This window comes from Mucilaginibacter ginkgonis, from assembly GCF_009754905.2.
GTDB lineage: Bacteria > Bacteroidota > Bacteroidia > Sphingobacteriales > Sphingobacteriaceae > Mucilaginibacter > Mucilaginibacter ginkgonis.
This window is the reverse complement of sequence record NZ_CP066775.1, coordinates 1544437-1562014: the sequence shown is the minus strand read 5'-3', so window position 1 is coordinate 1562014 and position 17578 is coordinate 1544437. Positions and strand designations below refer to the sequence as shown.

General features: G+C 41.2%; 12 protein-coding genes. 5 read left to right on the top strand and 7 right to left on the bottom strand.

What is annotated here, in order from left to right; genetic code table 11:
• Positions 1-5 precede the first annotated feature (5 nt).
• A complete protein-coding gene (locus GO620_RS07245; RefSeq protein ID WP_157523809.1) occupies positions 6-1676 on the top strand; it encodes a hypothetical protein in 1671 nt (556 codons plus the stop codon).
• 4 nt (positions 1677-1680) lie between these two features.
• Here the strand turns inward: GO620_RS07245 and GO620_RS07240 are convergent, their stop codons facing one another.
• Positions 1681-2610 (bottom strand): glycosyltransferase family 2 protein, encoded by a 930-nt coding sequence (locus GO620_RS07240; protein ID WP_157523808.1) that lies wholly within the window; start codon positions 2608-2610, stop codon positions 1681-1683.
• Positions 2603-4078: a flippase gene (locus GO620_RS07235; protein WP_198173517.1), complete on the bottom strand. Its 1476-nt coding sequence runs from the start codon at positions 4076-4078 to the stop codon at positions 2603-2605. Before GO620_RS07235 ends, GO620_RS07240 begins: the two co-directional genes overlap by 8 nt.
• Positions 4079-4452: 374 nt before the next feature.
• On the opposite strand from GO620_RS07235, the gene GO620_RS07230 reads away from it, so the two are divergent.
• The 3 genes from GO620_RS07230 to GO620_RS07220 all read left to right on the top strand — a co-directional run bounded on the left by GO620_RS07230 (position 4453) and on the right by GO620_RS07220 (position 7468).
• Positions 4453-5103, top strand: a complete 651-nt coding sequence (locus tag GO620_RS07230) for a response regulator transcription factor (protein ID WP_157523806.1) — start codon at positions 4453-4455, stop codon at positions 5101-5103.
• 421 nt (positions 5104-5524) lie between these two features.
• Positions 5525-6856 (top strand): P-loop NTPase family protein, encoded by a 1332-nt coding sequence (locus GO620_RS07225; protein ID WP_200230784.1) that lies wholly within the window; start codon positions 5525-5527, stop codon positions 6854-6856.
• A gap of 138 nt (positions 6857-6994) precedes the next feature.
• Positions 6995-7468 (top strand): OmpA family protein, encoded by a 474-nt coding sequence (locus GO620_RS07220; RefSeq protein ID WP_157523804.1) that lies wholly within the window; start codon positions 6995-6997, stop codon positions 7466-7468.
• 78 nt (positions 7469-7546) lie between these two features.
• Here GO620_RS07220 and GO620_RS07215 read toward each other — a convergent pair whose 3' ends face one another.
• The 3 genes from GO620_RS07215 to GO620_RS07205 are packed head-to-tail and all read right to left on the bottom strand — an operon-like array spanning position 7547 to position 14155.
• Entirely contained in the window at positions 7547-9514 is a 1968-nt protein-coding gene (locus GO620_RS07215) for an OmpA family protein (RefSeq protein WP_157523803.1), read from the bottom strand.
• Between the two features lie 26 nt (positions 9515-9540).
• Entirely contained in the window at positions 9541-10503 is a 963-nt protein-coding gene (locus GO620_RS07210) for a PorP/SprF family type IX secretion system membrane protein (protein WP_157523802.1), read from the bottom strand.
• Positions 10504-10522: 19 nt separating this feature from the next.
• Positions 10523-14155 (bottom strand): CshA/CshB family fibrillar adhesin-related protein, encoded by a 3633-nt coding sequence (locus GO620_RS07205; RefSeq protein ID WP_157523801.1) that lies wholly within the window; start codon positions 14153-14155, stop codon positions 10523-10525.
• A 541-nt stretch (positions 14156-14696) separates the two neighbouring features.
• Here GO620_RS07205 and GO620_RS07200 point away from each other — a divergent pair.
• Positions 14697-16886, top strand: a complete 2190-nt coding sequence (locus GO620_RS07200; RefSeq protein ID WP_157523800.1) for a PAS domain-containing sensor histidine kinase — start codon at positions 14697-14699, stop codon at positions 16884-16886.
• Between the two features lie 12 nt (positions 16887-16898).
• On the opposite strand, the gene GO620_RS07195 is transcribed toward GO620_RS07200, so the two are convergent.
• On the bottom strand, positions 16899-17225 hold the full coding sequence (locus GO620_RS07195) for a single-stranded DNA-binding protein (RefSeq protein ID WP_157523799.1): 327 nt from the start codon (positions 17223-17225) through the stop codon (positions 16899-16901).
• A 52-nt stretch (positions 17226-17277) separates the two neighbouring features.
• Positions 17278-17541: a hypothetical protein gene (locus tag GO620_RS07190; RefSeq protein WP_200230777.1), complete on the bottom strand. Its 264-nt coding sequence runs from the start codon at positions 17539-17541 to the stop codon at positions 17278-17280.
• Between the last annotated feature and the right edge of the window lie 37 nt (positions 17542-17578).

Genomic DNA, 17578 nt, shown 5'->3' with positions numbered 1-17578 from the left:
TATACATGCCCACATCAATTATAACAACCAATACTGCAATATCCCTGTTGGTTGTGCCGTTGGGTATGTTAATGAAACTACTGACCCCTAATCTTAAAGTGTTATTTTTTGCAGGGAGCCTAATGGCATCTTGTCAGAAAAATCAGGTTGCATTAACCACAGCTTCACCAGCTATAGTAGACAGCTCGGGTGTAAATACGCCGGCAGCAGCAACTTTGGCAAACACCTTTAATAACATGCTTGGGGTAAACGGGTTTGAGTGGAATGTGTTAAGCGGTGATGGTAGCCAGATCGACGAAAATAAATTAAAGGCCATTAAGCAATTTACCGGTGTACGGCATTATCTGGATTGGAGTAGAATAGAATCCCAGCAAGGCAAATACACTTTTAATCCGGCCCACAGCGGTAACTGGAATTATGATGCCATGTACCAGCGTTTAAAAACCGAAAATGTTGATGTATTGGTATGTTTAAAAACCTGCCCCGACTGGTTGCTGCAAACCTATCCCGCAGATCAGCGTGATGCGGAAAATGTGCCGATGCCATACGGTGCAGATAAAAGTCAACCCGGAAGTTATGTTTTACAGGCGAAAGCAGCATTTCAGTTCGCTGCCCGGTATGGTGGTAACAAAGCTGTCGATGCATCGCTTTTAAAAATAGACAATAGCCAGCGCTGGCCCGGTGATGGCGTTAACGAGAATAAAACCGGTTTAGGACTGATAAAATATATAGAGTGTGACAACGAGCGTGATAAATGGTGGAAGGGTGATAAGGCCCACCAAACCGCACAAGAATATGCGGCCAATCTCTCCGCGTTTTATGATGGCAATAAAGGGAGTCTGGGCAAAGACGTGGGTGTAAAAAATGCAGACCCAAATATGAAAGTAGTGATGGCCGGCCTTGCAGCTGCAGACCCGGCATACGTATCGGCAATGATAGATTGGTGCAAACAAAATCGGGGCTATAAAGCAGATGGCAATGTAAATCTTTGCTTCGACATTATAAATTATCACCTTTACACTAACAATAATAAATCTAACGGTGGTACAGCCACGCAAGGATTAGCGCCCGAGCTTTCTGAAGCTTCACAAATTGCTTCCAGCTTTGTTAATCTGGCAAATGCAAATCACTTACCAGTTTGGGTTACAGAAGCCGGCTTCGACGTTAATACGCAAAGTCCACAACGAGCATTAGCGGTTGGTAACAAAAGTGAAATACTCACCCAGGCTGATTGGCTGTTACGCACCGCACTGCTTTATGAACGAAACAGTGTTCAGAAGTTGTTTTTCTATATCTTATATGACGATAATTTATCTAGCTCAACACAGTATGCGTCATCGGGATTAGTGTTGCCCAATTTTACGAACAGGCCTGCGGCAAATTACATTGTTCAGGCAAAAAACTTAATAGGTGGATATAGCTTTCAGAAGACAATATGTATTGATCCTATTGTAGACATTTATAAAAACGGTACTAAAACCATTTACGTTTTGGTGGTGCCTGATCAAAAACAACGCACAGCTACTTTTGACCTGCTATTGGCAGGTATTAATAAAGTAACGTTCCATACACTTTCTGCAACTTCAACAACAACGATAGACGAAAGCAAAACGGTAACAAACGGCAAGCTTAGTGTTACTGTAACAGAAACCCCTGTTTTTGTTGAAGTAAACTAATATGTTACTTAGCAAGAATAAAACGTTTCAAAAGAAAAGCTTGGTTTCTTAAGGTAAAGTAGAGCCGCGAAAGACTAGCAAGCCCGGCCTGCATGTTAAACGCGCGTTTTATTTTATAAATATTAGACCTTACCAAATGTTTCTTAACACCTAAAAACCTAACGTATAATTCTTTCACCAGGTGTTCATGCATAAAGGGCGTCAATATATGGCGATCTTGAAGTAAGTCATATAATTCCAGATTTTCTATAAAATAATCGCCGGTACTGTAAAATCTCGAGCTTACGTCTTTATCATGGTTTCGAAAATAGTTGAGGACTTTGCCGGATATAAATACATCGCACTGGCTTAATATTGAAATCCAGAACAGCCAGTCGCCACAGAATTTAAACGAAGTAAATTCAAGGTCAACGTTTTCAAACAGATCTTTTTTCCATACTGCCATACTTGCGTTTACTATTTTATTGCTGCTAAGCATGTATTGTTTAATGAAATCTTTGCCACCCTCTACGTTCTCGTAATAAGGGTAGTAGGTAGTTTCTTTTACTTTGTTGGGCTCATAATAATACATCGACTGGCAAAAAGCTATGCCGGTGGTAGGATTGTTCCGCAGGCCATCCATTAAAGTTGCTAATAGGGTTGGTTCGCACCAGTCGTCACTTTCGGCAATCCAGATGTACTCGCCTTTAGCCAACGCAATCCCTCTTTGCCATTGCTTAAACGTGCTGCCGCTGTTTGCCGTATTGAATACGATCTCACTTACCTTTTGGTGATATTTATATTCGTTGATGATTTCTCTGCTGTCGTCGGGCGAGCAGTCGTCAAGAATAATAACTTCTATATTCTGGTAGGTTTGCGCCAATACCGAATCTATGCGCTGACGCAGAAATTCACTGTGGTTATAGTTGGGTATAATTACCGATACCTTATACATAAGCTTTCTTTTTAATAAGCATTAAGCGGGCTGTGACGGCCACCATTTTTGAATGAAGAAAAGGTTCGATGACATCTTTTAAGATGGGCTGCCTGAAAATTAATTTTTGGATGAGCCAGTAAGCCATTGCACATGCAGGAATAGCTGTAATCAACATTAAATAATTGTTTACGTGCGTAAACCTTAACACGGTAACAATTGGCACGAAGATCAAAGAACTAATAGTTGCGGTAATTATCGGCCTGATGCGGAAAGTAAAGTCATATAACCGTTTTACATAAAGGAACATTAAAATAGTTACAATTAACTCCGATATTACATTGGCGAGTGCAGCGCCCAAATATTCAAATCGCGGGACCAACACAAAGTTTAAGACCAGGCTTGCAGCTACGCCGCCTAACACGCAAAATAACATTTGCTTATCCTTACTATCAGGCACAAGTATCTGGAAACCGAAGAAATACCCAAACCCAATAATTATGGGTAGAAGCGCCATTATTTGCATCGAAAACGTAGCGTCCAGAAATTTAACGCTGGAGAATGCGGTAATAAATTCAGGTGCCAGAACCGCCAGGCCAACGCAAATAGGGATCGATATTAACGATGTAAAAGCAAAAGACTTATCAAGTGTTTTTTGCACCTCCTTAAGGTTTTTCGCTGCAAGGTTTTTAGCAAGCCCAGGCACCAGCACCATTCCGGATGATACAACGATTGGTAAGCTGATTTTTGAAAGTTTCACCGCAGCAGTATACAAACCCACTGCATGGGTATTGGCAAGCAGACCGAGCAGAACCGTATCGAACATGGTATACATACTGGTTGCGATAGTAGTACTAAATATATAAAGCAGCGGTTTAAAGTGTTTTTTTAGAGATAGCCCCGTAAAAGTTAAGGATACAGCCTTATGGAGCCGCAACATGTTGATACCGTTATTAGCGATATTGGTAATGACCATGATCATGAGATACCAGAAGTAATCCTTACCACTTTTTATAAGAATGAACATAAGTATCAGCGAACCAACGCGTACCAGCATAGACCGTATAGCAACAGCCTTAAATTGTTCCAGACCTTCATAAAACCAGTCGACCGAGGTGAAGCTGAGTATTATAAAGGATGCTGACCATATATACAGGTTCAGATCAGCTTTGAAACTGGTTACGCAAAGGATAGAAATAAAGTAGACAACGGTTAGTATGATACTGGTAAAAAAATAGATTACTGATAGTTCAGAAAATACTGTGTTCAGTTTAAGCCTGTCATGTTTGTTTTTTGCGATCTCTCTGATCCCGTACACCGGAATACCAAGTGCTGCGATTAAACCAAAGTATTGCGCATATGAGGTAATGAATTGTACTTTACCAACCCCGTTTGGGCCGATGATCTTAGACACGTAAGGGAAACTGATTATCGGAAATAAAAGGTTGGAGATGGAAAGGCATAAATTGAAAAAATAGTTCTTTTTCATGTGGTGTATCAGAGCGCTTTTATTTACTGAGAAGCACTTTATCAAATTTAACCTTTCGGAAAACCACACTCGTGGCATTTGTACTGTAAACCTGTGTGATAACTACTGAATTTGTCTCTCTATTGAATTCCCACTTAGTTTTGGGATATTCTCTTAAAACTTAATGGTGTTATAAATACACCAACTTCAGATCGCCGTCTGTATAAATACCGTGGGTAAATATTTATACCGTTAAGAAATGGATTTACACCATAAGAAATATGTTATCTCTGTCCGATAAATTCCGTAAAAAGCCAATAACGGAAGTATTTTAACATGGCTACATTTAGCTAACAAGAAATTGACAAATACCTATAAAAACAAGCATATTCTCTATGATAAATGTAATACTGGCCGAAGACCATGTGATAGTCAGAAAAGCCATAAGAGCGCTGATAGATAAAGAGAAAGACATTCAGATTGTGGGAGAGGCCGAAGACGGGAATACTTTGCTGGAACTAATAAAAGCTGTTGATGCAGATATCATCCTTACTGAAATAGAGATGCCTGGACTTAAGGCGGTAGACTTTACCCTGTTAATGAAAAATAAGTATCCTAAAATGAAAATTGCATTCTTGTCTATGCATGACAACGAAAGGGATATTATGACAACTATAGCAGCCGGAGCAAAAGGATTTCTTAGCAAAAGCGTTGATATAACAGAACTTCTATTTGCCTTAAGACATATTTCTAACGACGGGCAATACATCTGTTCCAATTCTACCAATACTTTATTAAACCGCATCCGCCAAATACCGGATATCGCGCCTATTGCTTTAGATGCAAATTTGAATTTTTCTATCCGTGACGTGGAAATCTTAACATTGATGGGCGAGGGGCATACCAATCATGAAATTGCCGAGAAATTATTTACGAGCCAGCGGACAGTAGAAAGTCATAGGCAGGCATTGCTCAACAAAACAGGCTCAAGAAACACGGCAGCGCTTATTAAATTCTCTATGACACATCACATTATACATGCGTAAGTATAATTTTTAATTTGAAATGAGCAGGTTTTACCTTTATCCTCATTTCTACCTGGCAACGATAAAAACTTATCGCAGATACTTTATCGGCGTAATCGTCTTTTTGTCCATACTCCTATACTTCATTAACAGACGGGTGAATCCTATACATCGAATTGATGCTGTAATTAAGGTCCCGGTAAATGTAATATCGCCTGCCTATTTAAAAGCAGTCAATAAAAGTGCGTCTGACCATCTCCTTAAAACCGTTAAAGATTTTCAGCTATCAACTATATCGGGCACAAATACATTCAAAATTACTTTTAAATCAACCGGGCTAAATTACAGAGGCCAGATATTGGCGGCTTTTAATAAAGAGGGAGCAAAAAAGCTTATTGCAAACGCAAACCGCATTAATATGCTTGCCGATTCGCTATTGTTTTTGCAAGCAAAAGCTGAAGAAATTGATAGCGCACAAAGAGCTGTGTCAAATCTTACATTGGCAAAAGCATCTCGTAAAGCCGGGCCTTCTCTCCAAGGTCAAAAGATTATTCGTAAGGTAAGTTACCTTGAAGCGTATTTAAACAAACCGGTAGGAAATTTTAACATTATCCCCGAGGGTTTTTTTTCTAACGACAAGCTTATTGAAAACGAAATTGACAAGTTTAACAAGGCCCAATATCAGCGCCAGTTTATTTTAAGTGCAGAATTGCCAGATAGGCGCGCGTTAAAATCCATCGACAGCCAACTGCAGTCATTAAGAGCAAATTTAGCGACTCTTATTGCGCACAAGAAACTTACCGTAAATGCTCTTAAAACGGATATTGCTAAAAGGCCAGTTGACAATACATCCTTGCTGGATAATAGAAACATGGCAGGGGTTAGGTCAGAAATTGCCTTAGTCAAAACAGAGATCGCGGCGCGAGAACAGCAAAGTCTTGAATTAGCCGAACCTGTTTCATACCTCTCTTACCACGATCATGCTGACAGGCCGGGACACTATGGCATTTGGTACCTGGCAGCAGCAATAGTTTTATTGGCATTTCCATTTGCTCTAACCGCGTCGCAATGGCGTGATGATTTGCATTCGGCAAAAATTACTCTTAAAGATGTCAAAAAAGGAAACGGTTTTCCTTCACTTGTATTTCCAACTGACGAGGCCCTAAAAGGCGAAGCTATAGATACCTTTCTTAACGGTCTGGTAACAACAATAGTTCAATTGCCCAAAGACAATCCCTTTGCACAAATTATGCTGATAACTACCGCAGGTAATTTTGCAAAGCCAATTGCGTTGGATCTCGATTTTGCAGGAAGACTCAGTGCTTTGAATAAAAACGTTCTGCTTATCGATTACAACATAGAGGCACCATTTATATTAGAGAGCTTCGGGATGAGTTATAGCAAAGGGTTAAGAACTTACTTTGAAAATGAAAAGACGCTTGCCGACCTAATTATTGTTTCTGACAAACATCCGGGAGTGTCATTTATTGGTGCGGGCCCGGATTTAGCAGAGAAGAACGAGGATGTAATAAATTTTTTGCATCTTTTTAATGAAGGCCTTGATCAAGAAAATAGGCTTAATCCTGAAAAATCTACTTCAGATCAACTGATCAGTAAACTGGTTGATCATTACAAACTTAGCTTCGATTACATACTTGTCGCTATTCCGGATCTAAACACTGTTGACAGGTCAAGCGAGTTGTATAAACTTTCTGACACAAGAATGTATCTGGTAGACGATAATAACACGCAACTCATTTCCACAGAGTTTTGACATCGTTTGATGCATTTTTTTGCCTGTGTGCGGTTTCTACCAAAAATGGCGCATTTCTACTATAAATCACCTCCTAAATCAACAATATAATTTGCTTACTGTAAATAACTTATACATAAATAACTAATAAAAAAGACCATGAAAACAACTCAGAACAAAATCAAAATTATGGCAGCTGCCGTAGTTTTCCTTGGTATGTCAGCAGGGCTGCAAAGCTTTGCCACTAAAGGACATTTCTCTTCAAAAGCAAAGTCGACAGCAAAACGGGCCGACATTAGCAACGTAAAGAACAAGAATATCAGTTTCGGCTTCAACCGTGCAGCCATTACTGCAGATTATTATGCAGAGCTGGCAAAAGTAGCGACCCTTATGCAGCAAAATAATGCCGCCGTAAAATTATCGGGTCATGCGGATAATGTGGGCGGTTACGTATATAACTGGAAATTATCAGAAGCGCGGGCTCAGGCAGTAAAAGATTACCTTATTGGTAAGGGCATTGATAGCTCAAGAGTAGCTGCAACCGGCTTTGGCGATACAAAGCCTATCGCTTCAAATAAAACGCAAACTGGCAGATTAAAAAATAGGAGAGTAGAAATAAAATTCGCTCAATAAGATAAGTGGTAGTTTTAACTAAGTAAGCTGTATTTGTGCCCGGTATATTACCGGGTACAATCGGCTTGCGAAAACTGACTACTGCCTTGTGATCTTGAATTCTGTTCTGCGGTTAATCTGATGTTCTGCTTCAGAACATGCGACATTATTGCCGCATGTGTTAAGTAACTTTGTTTCCCCATATCCTTTTGCAACAATGCGGGCAGGGTCTATACCGCCGGTGGTAACAATGTAATCAACAGCTGATCTTGCGCGTTGGTAAGAAAGCGCTAAGTTATATTTGTCAGAACCCCTGCTATCAGTATGCGAACCCAATTCGATCCATATCGTAGGGTTATTGTGCATTACTTCGATGAGGTGATCTAAGGCGGGGCGAGCGTCGGCCCGTATATTAGCCTTGTTAAAATCGTAATTTATATTTGCTAAAATAATTGGCGCATTGATCTTAATCTTCTCTAAATAGAGGTCTTGTACTAAGGTTTGCGACACCTTTAAACCATTGGTAGTTAGCTGCGCCTGATCGCTTATAAAGGTACGTTTGTCGCCTTTTAAATAGTAATCTTTATCAGCCAGCAAGGTAAAAGCATAATGGCCGGTGCCGTCGGTTTGGTAATTAATAAGAAAAGTATTGCATGTTAATGATACGGATGCGCCGTCAAGAGGTTGCTTAGAAGTTTTATCGTAAGCAATGCCCTCCAACCGCAACACGAGCGGTGGCTTTTCATAAAATTTGTAGATATCATCACTGCCCATGCCGCCTGTTCTATTAGACGAAAGATAGCCCGACTTGCCATTGTAAGATAGGTATGCAAAATCATCTTGGGGTGAGTTTACGGGGTATGCTAAGTTTTTGATGTTACTAAATTTCCCATCGATAAGGGTGGCACTATAGATATCAAGACCGCCCATAGTAATATTACCATCTGTAGCGTAATAAAAGTTGCGCCGGTTGTCGTACATCGGTGTTCTTTCGTTACCTGTAGTATTTAATTCTGTGATATTTACAGGCACACCCCAGGAATTATCTGCCAGCCTGGTGCAATAATAAAGGTCTGTGCCTCCTTTACCGCCAGGCATATCAGAGCTAAAGTAAAGCCGTTTACCGTCGGGTGTCACGTAAGGGTCACCGGTAGAAAATCCCGGCTGGTTATACTTAAACGCAATAGGCGTTGTCCAACCTCCGGATGATCGATCTTCGCGTGCATAATAAATATTCAGTTTAAAAGTCTCTATCCGGTCCGCGTTGCGTTTGTGTTTATTCGGTATACGCTCATCAATTGTATAATACATTCCGCGGCCATCTGCGTCAAAGCTGGCAGGGCCGGTGTGGTACGCGGTTCCTTTATCCTTAAAAAACGGTAAGCCGGGAGTTGACCCTGAGTCTGTCGCTATAGCCGTATAAAGTTTTAAATAACCGCTACCTGTCCATTCGTAAATTTTATTATCGGGATATTGATTGCCATCAAATTTCAGGAAAGGCTTTGCAGCAGATGTTTTATTATTAGGAATAGCCATCCTGTCAGAGGCAAACACAACCTTGCTCTCATACACTGACGCGCCCCACTCAGACGCACTTGTGTTTAGCATAAGCTGATTGGTAACAAGAAAGTTGGTTGGCGAGCGCATCCATTTTATGGCAGAATCGCAAGAAGCGGTCAATAGTGCAATATTTTGGCTCAAGCCTGGCGGAGTTGCTCCTGTGTAGCGATTATAAGCGATCTTGGCTTCGGGATACCTGGCATTACTTTGCAGGGCTTTTGCATAACCTAATAAATTTTCGGCAGACGGCGACATTTCAACAGCCATAGCATACCAGCTTTCCTCGTTTTTGTAATCACGCATCTGGTGATATGTGACCGCTAATTTTTGTACGGTTGACAGCAAAGGTTTTGCGCGATATGCTTTTTCATAAAGCGACGCGGCTTGATAATAATTATACAATTTAAATTGTTCATCAGCGAGTTTTAAGACGAATTGTCCCTTTGCGCTTATAGACAAGCACGTTAATAACAGTATCCAGATAAGCTTAGGGGATAGATTGTTCATTTCAAAATCTTAAATGAGTAAACAGGTTAGAAGTAACGCGGTGTAAGTATTCTTCGTTTAAATGTTTTTATGTAATAGCCGATAGATATCTCATGTGTGCCAGAGCTATATCCCTGGAGAGGGCCGATAGAAATATCATAAGCATATCCTATTCGGATATTGTCGACAGGAAAAACTTCTATGGCAGTAACAACCGAATTGGTTTTACTCAGATCGCTTTGCAGATAACTTTTGTCGTACAAACTTACTGCACTGCGGTAAGATGCACCGAGCCATAATTTTTGGCCAAATAAAATAAAGGCATTTAAGTCTAAACTGGTAGGCCCCGCACGGTCGTCTTTAAGCAAAAAGCTGGGTTTTAGGTAGATATCCTTGCTTAAAGGAATTAGGTAACCTGCCGTTAAATAGTAATGCGGTTTAGGTTGGGCTATAAAAGGGTGCGAATTTTTATTGATATACTGCGAAACTAAATTGTCTGCTGATAAACCCGCGTAAAGCAGGTTATTAGAAAAGAAGACCCCTATGCGGCCGTCGGGCAAAATAACGTTTTGGTTGCTGAGCGGCTGATTTATCTCGGGATCATTTGGATTGAGTAATGCACTATTAAGACCTAATGATACAGCACCAAGACCGACACCCAAGGCCAGTCTTGAACTGCCGTCGTTATTTAACCTTAGCCGGTAAGCATAATTTACATAGGTAGAAAAATCGCTTTGCGCACCAATTCTGTCATTAGCTATTTGCAAGGCCAAACCCACATTGCCGTCGTTGGCCGAGGCATCTACTGCAAGCGATAGACTAACAGGTGAACCTGTAATACCCGTCCATTGCGAGCGGTAAAAGCTATGCAGGTTAATATTTTCTTTGTAACCCGCGTAGGCAGGGTTAATATATATGCCATTAAACATATACTGGCTTTGCTGCGCATCTTGTTGGCCAAAGGCCAGCAGCGTAAAGCAAAGTAATAAAAGTGTGAGTTGTATCTTCATAATATTGTGGCGCCTGAGGCTACCGGTTAACTGTACGTAGTAGCGTTACATAACCCTTGAAAACCTGCCAGCTATCGGCAGCAGTTTTTTTAACCTGAAGTATATAGAAGTACGTGCCCTCATTCAGCCCGTCGCCGGGCCAGTTATTTCGATAACTATCCTGTTTGTAAACCTCATTACCCCAGCGGTTTACAATGGTAAGATGGTTAGCCGCATACTGTTCTAAACCCCTGATCTCGAAGACATCATTCCGTCCGTCGCCATTAGGTGTAAACAGATTGGGGATATTAATAATACCTATGAAGTTTACAGTAATGGTCACCGTGGCAATATTTGTAGTGTAACCCAATACATCAGTTACACGGTAATTAAAAACATCCTGCCCGGTAAAGCCCTTGTTAGGCGTGTAAGTAACTGAACCATCATTGTTCTTTGTGGCGATTCCGTTTTGAGGCTGAGTTGTAATTAAAAGTGTCGGTATGTTAAATGTGGATCCTGCTGCGTCGTCATTGGCCAATACAGATATAATCACTGCCTTATTAGCATCTGTCTGTGCAACATCATCTATAGCAGTTGGCAATCGACCAACCGGAGTGGTAGTTGTACCTGTGCCGGTTACAGGTGTACCGGCAGGCGGTGTCCCCGTTGCGTTAGCTGTATTTGTGACACTGCCGACAACTTTGTCTGCCTGTAAAACAGTGTAAGATGCAGTGAAATTAACGCTAGCGGCCGGCTGCAATCCACCAACAGGCAGTGTGAGTACTACGTTTCTTAGGTTAAGCTTTGCATCTGTGAGATTTAAATTGGTAAGCGTTACGTTACCGGTGTTGGTCACTAAAAACGTATATGTAATTTTATTTATGGCGAATACGCCTGTTTTAACAACAGCCAAGCCGGGCATCGCTACGATAGTGACGCGCGTTGAATCATTTGGTGCCGGCGTTGTGGGATCATCAGACTTTGGTTGGTTAACGGGCGTTCCGGACGGATCTGTTCCCGATGCCGATGCCTGGTTAGCAAAAGTTCCGCGATTTACTTCCTCTTGTGTTAATGTGTGTTTTGCGATAAGGTTCACCGACGCGCCTGCCGCAAGAGATGCGATCACCGCAGGCGAGATTGACCCCGCATCCGCGCGGTCGTCCTTAATGCCGATATTGGTAAGCAGCACATTCCCGGTATTTTTTGCTACCAGTTGATAGTTAATCACATCGCCGGCTTTTGAGCCAGTATTAAGCGCGACCTTTGTGAGAGATAAGGCCGCGCTATCTGCAAAGACCCTGATCGTTACAGTGATAGGATCTGAGGCAGTTGTGTCTGCTGTAGTTAAAGTATAAGTAAATGTATCTGTACCTGTGAAACCCGGATTAGGTGTATAAGTAACGGCTCCGGTGGTGCCGGTAACAGTAGTACCATGACTTCCGTTTCCGGCAGTAACTGAGGTGCCATTGCCACTCGGGCCGTCGTTGTTTTTTACAACTATGTTAATAGGGACATTTACCCTGGTAGATGCTGTATCTTTTACGCCAACCGGCTTCACAGCAACATAAATTAAAGCAGGCAAACTAACAGCCCCGTAGTTGTCTGTTATGGTGTAGGCTACCGGCGTTGCTTTGCCAATAAAAGTAGCCGTTGGCGTAAAGACGACCGTTCCTGCTTTTGTGCTTGTGTAGCTTCCTTGTGCAGGGATGGTAATCGTAGATTTACTTATTTTGTCTGCAGGGTCAACCAACAATATTGCGCTTAGCTCTAAGGAACCGTCTGCATCACTATCATTGCGCGCGACGTTTATCGTAACCGGTTGATTTATTTTCGTTGTATCATGATCCGCTACTGCAATAGGGCGCTGATCTACGCCGAAATCTACATCCGTTACACCCTTCCCGTTACCAGGCATTGTCACGACAATCTTTAAATCAGGAATTCCTGGTTCTATACCATTGCGGTTACCGTTGTTAATCCCGTACCCATCGGCAGATGGTACCCAGGGCTTGGGAAGGGCAGGTGTGGTTGAAGAAAGGGTTGCACCTACCAAGGCATTTAATACAGAAATGCCAACTGAATAATTGCCGCTTACGACATCGTCAAAGTGGTAAAAGCCTGCAGTGTCAACCGGTATTTTATTAATTATTTTTAAGGTGCTGTCGGCCAGGTAGGCATATAGTTGTTGCCCCGATACTACCGAAATCTTATTGCCTGATATTAAATTATCAGAACCTCCATTACCATCGTCATATATGTGGCCCGAAATGCCCACGCCGCTGCCAAGTACATCCTTAAATCTATAGTCTTCAACCTCACCATCTGCAGCGAAATTGATGCTGCGTTCATCCACCTGCGATACGCCGTCATCTGTTAATGCTGAGGTCGTGATCCGTAAACGGCCATAAAGGGCGCCTGCTCTCAGCAATTTGCTGAAAGAGGCTCCTTTAAAGATCAGGTTTACTGATTGGTTATTGGTATTTTGTGGTACGGGTAGACTTGTACCTTCATAAGTTTCAAAGATACCGTCGCCATTGAAGTCTATCCAGGCATATAGCGTTGCCGCAATCTGTTTAGTGTTAGTGACCGGTACACTAAGTGTAATATCGCCTGATTGGTTTACTCGTATATCGGGCAGCGAAGAAACATTTAATGTGTTTTCATCATTGTTTGCTGTAGTATCATCTGCATTGGCACCAGTGCTAAATTTGGGCTGGCCATCGGCATCTACATTGCCGGCACCAATATAAACGCTTGCTTTTGGTATAAGCGGGCTAATGTTGTATTCAACCACAGCATATGTGCCGTCTGTAGTAAAATAATCCTGTGTTTGAAAATCATCTATGTAATGTGCAGGTGCGCCAAAAGTTGCAGGCGCGTCTCCAAAATCAAAAGGTAGTATAAGCCCTATGGCAACCGCTGTTAAACCCTGGCCTTCAATTTTTACGTCTTTTAGGCTGGTAGCCCCCTTGGCAAACAAAACCGCTTGTACGCCAACATCGCCCGGGGGCTGATCAACAAACAATTTAAATGACCGGCCAGAATCTGTAAGTTGCAATTTATAATGGCTGTCATTTGCATTACCCTCGGTACGCTTGTTAAGCAACTGAAATGCAACCGCATTAGTAGAAGTTCCGGATATAAACTCGTCGCCTGCATTTAATGATTCTGCATCTGCTATGATCATACCCGGGTAGGCAACATTTATGTATACGCCGTTGATAAGGACAGATACGGTTAGGTCAATGTCGAATGTTATTGTCTCGCCATTTATAGTTGCCAGGCCCGAGTTTGCTACACCGCGCGAAGCCGGTTTAGGTAGGTTATTACCTGAGTATATAAGATCCAGGCCATCTCCGGAAAAGTTACCGGGCGTATAAGAGATCATCTTGTCGCCATTAACAAATACCTCATTGCTTAATATCGCGGTAATGCGTACTGATGGAGACAATTGCCAGGTATATGTGCCGTTAATAATATGGTCTTTATCGGCACCCTGAGGAGCCGTTATCAACGTTGTATTTGTTGCATTTTCATCCCATGTTAACCAATAAACAGCATTATAAAGCGCGGGTCCCGCCGTCCCACCAATGGCATATTGCGCTAGTGCTTTATTTGAAATGATGGAAAAATTTAGCAAAACGCACGAGAATAAAATTAATCGCCTGATCATGCCGTATGGGTTAAAGAGACGGTTATTTGGGCGGGGATATGCGCTACTAATTGCTTAATAATTGCTTGTTTAAGCTGGTCACAAGGTTTAAAATCACTGATGAAATGCCAAACCCCGGCAATGTTTAGAATAAGGTATTGAGTTGCTAAGGTTCTCAAATGGAAAATGGAGACATCATTAAGTTGCACTTGTGATATACGAGTTAAAAACTTTATATCCTGATAATTGAATCTAACTTTATAAGTAACCGTTGCGGACATAACAGATGAGTAATATGAATGAACATTACAAACCTAATGAGCCCAATTAAACCCATATACGCGATAAATACTGAAAATGAGAGGCTTAAGTACTTCTTTTTGGTGTTATTATATTAGTAAATATTTCTACAGGATAGTATTTATACGTACGTAATATCTAAATTGGCTACACTTGTTATCAGCTTAATGACATATAGTGTTGTGAAGCTGTTAAACATCTAACGCAGACGTTAGTATGAGTTACAGGAGGATTTAGACCCAATCAATTAGTCATCTCAATTATGGCCCCCACCCCCGATTCAGTAGCAATAGAAATACTGGATACGATAGCTGTCGCGTGCTTTAAACTTGATGGAGAAGGCAGGCTGATCTACATAAGTAAAGAGGCACGGCAGTCTCTATCAGAATTCGGTTCTGTACAAATAGGCGCAAAACTCCTTGACAGTTTTCCGCTATACTATGGCACCCCCGTGCCGGACCTGTTAGAAGAAGTGAAGAATACAGGCAAGTCATTATCCTGTGAATATATTTCCCCTTATGACCATTTTTGGATGAGCATTGCGGTTCATCGTGTTGACAATAACGGCCTAATTGTTTATTTCTCTGAAATTGAAAAAGCAAAAGGCACTCAAAAGGAACTTTTAAGCGAACAAGAGAAACTCCATGCCAATAGAAATCTCCTGCGTGCCACTCTTGACGGAAGTTTAAATTTTACCCAAGTTTTTGAGGCGATAAGGAATAACAATCACAAGATCATTAATTTTAAATGGTTGCTGCAGAATAACGTGTCGAAGGAAAGTTCGGGTCATGTTATAGGCAAGCTGTTACTTGATGAAAATCCCGGAGTTATTGACACCGGTTTTTTTGACCGTATGATAGCGGTTACTGAAAGTGGTGAATCATGCCAATACGAGTTGGAGTACAACCATGAACAGTTTAATGGCTGGTACCATCATTCTATCATCAAATTAGCTGATGGTGTGGTAGTAAGCTCTACGGATATTACCGCCCGTAAGTTAGCTGAAGAAAAATTGCTTGACGCCAATGATCTGCTTCAATCTGTTTTTGATACAAGCCTTCTGGCTATATCGGTTATGGATGCAGTATATGACGAAGAAGGAAATATAACCGACTTTAGAATCAAGGTAGCCAATGCTGAATTAGAAAAGCAAACCAATAGAAAAGATCTGGTGGGCAAGCTTTATTCGGTGGAATACCCCGGCATTAAGCAGATGGGTATTTACGACACCATTTTACGGGTTATGGATACCGGCCGAAGTGAAGGGTTTGACTATTTTTATCCGTTTGAGGGGATAAACAGATGGTTTGCATGCATGTTTGTAAAGATGGGTAGCAGCATCATTGCAACCAACTTAGATGTAACCAATATCAAAAACGCCGAATTTGAAAAGCTAAAAATATTAAACTTGCTGGAGCAAACCGAAGAACTGGCCATGATCGGTAGCTGGGATTACGAACTTGCAGGCAAGGTAATGACTTGGTCTGAAGGCATGTACCGCCTGTTCAACCTGGAAAAGACGGCTACCCTTAGTCCGGAAGTCTTTGTGACGTATGTGACACCATACAACACCTATGTCACTCGCAGAATTATCAAATATATCAATAGCGGGCTGGGCCCGTTTGATGAAACAATTGATTTTAAAATTGGGAAGAGTAAAAAAACCTTAAGGTTAAAGGCTGATGTTGTGCGCAACCTTAATGGGGATGTTGAAAGGGTACTTGGTGTAACATTGGATATTACTGCGGGTAAACTAGCGCGCGAAAAAACCAAAAAACTGGTTAAAGAACAGAAAGCATTGGAGTTGGAAAAACAGCAGCAAATATTTAAAGCAATAATTACCACACAGGAAGAGGAGCGTAAACGTATTGCAGAAAGCTTGCACAACGGTTTAGGCCAGGTACTTTACGGTGTGAAGCTAAGCCTAAACCAATTAAAGTTTGGCACAGACAACAATGTAGTTGATAATATTAAAACTGTAAGGCAAACAGAAAACTTATTGATGGATGCCATAAGCGAAAGCCGACGCTTGTCCCACGAGTTGATGCCAAAGCTATTAGAAGACTTTGGCCTCAAAGCAGCTTTTGAGGATATGGCCGAACAATTTGAAACATCTATTGGGTTATTTCTACAGTTTAACGGTCCAGATAATTTCAGGATAGACCCATTTATGGAGCTGGCGATCTATCGCATGATACAAGAAGTGATCCTCAACGTGGTTAAACATGCGGCGGCATCAATAACTAAGCTTAATGTTGAAATTACAACAAAAAAAATGACGGTACTTGTTAAAGATAATGGTAAAGGCTTCGACGTCAACCAAAGCGGGGGTGATGGTATTGGCCTTACTTCGCTACGTAATAATTTGAAATTGCTTAACGGATCTTTACAACTAACATCCGGGTTGGATATGGGTACGCAGGTTGTATTGGAATTTCCTATACAATTTTAAAGTTAGGCAGTATTAAAATAGCTGTAGTTGGCCAGCCACAATTTCTGTGTGATAGCGTTTTATTCCATCTTCAAATGTGCTGTAGGTATGGATCTTACCTTCGAGATGTATAATCTTACCAATGTGCAACGATGTTTTGTCAAATATGGCTTTGTCAGTAACCCTTACAAAATGAAACTCAATGTGCTCAATGTTGCTTTCTTTTTTAGGGATAATTTCTTTTGTAATGAGCGTAAATGTAATACCCGCATTGCCGGGCTCATGGATGGGTGCAGAAGAAATTTGGCCAAGCAAAAATACCCTGTTTACACGGGTTTGGGGGGGATATTTTAAAGTCAAATCAAAGAGGGATTAGCAAGCCAAAATGCGTTGTCATTACACATTGATTTGACTAAAAGTTTTTGCTGTAAAACATTATCGCCGGCAAATATTTCTTGTAATGTGTCATATCAATAAAACCTTTAAAAAAAAACTTCTCTGCCGGAGCAAACTCCCGGTCTGTTAAGAAATAATCGAAGTTTTTTTTACTGATTAGATCTGCTGCAGTAGAGAAATTGACACATTTATAAACCTCAAAATCTGAGATATTGAAAACATCTGCTAGAAGATTGCTTAAAAACAAATCACTACCTAATAATAAAACTCGTTTGGGCATATATCTTTCCTTTCCTGTAGCAAGTCGAATCGTCATC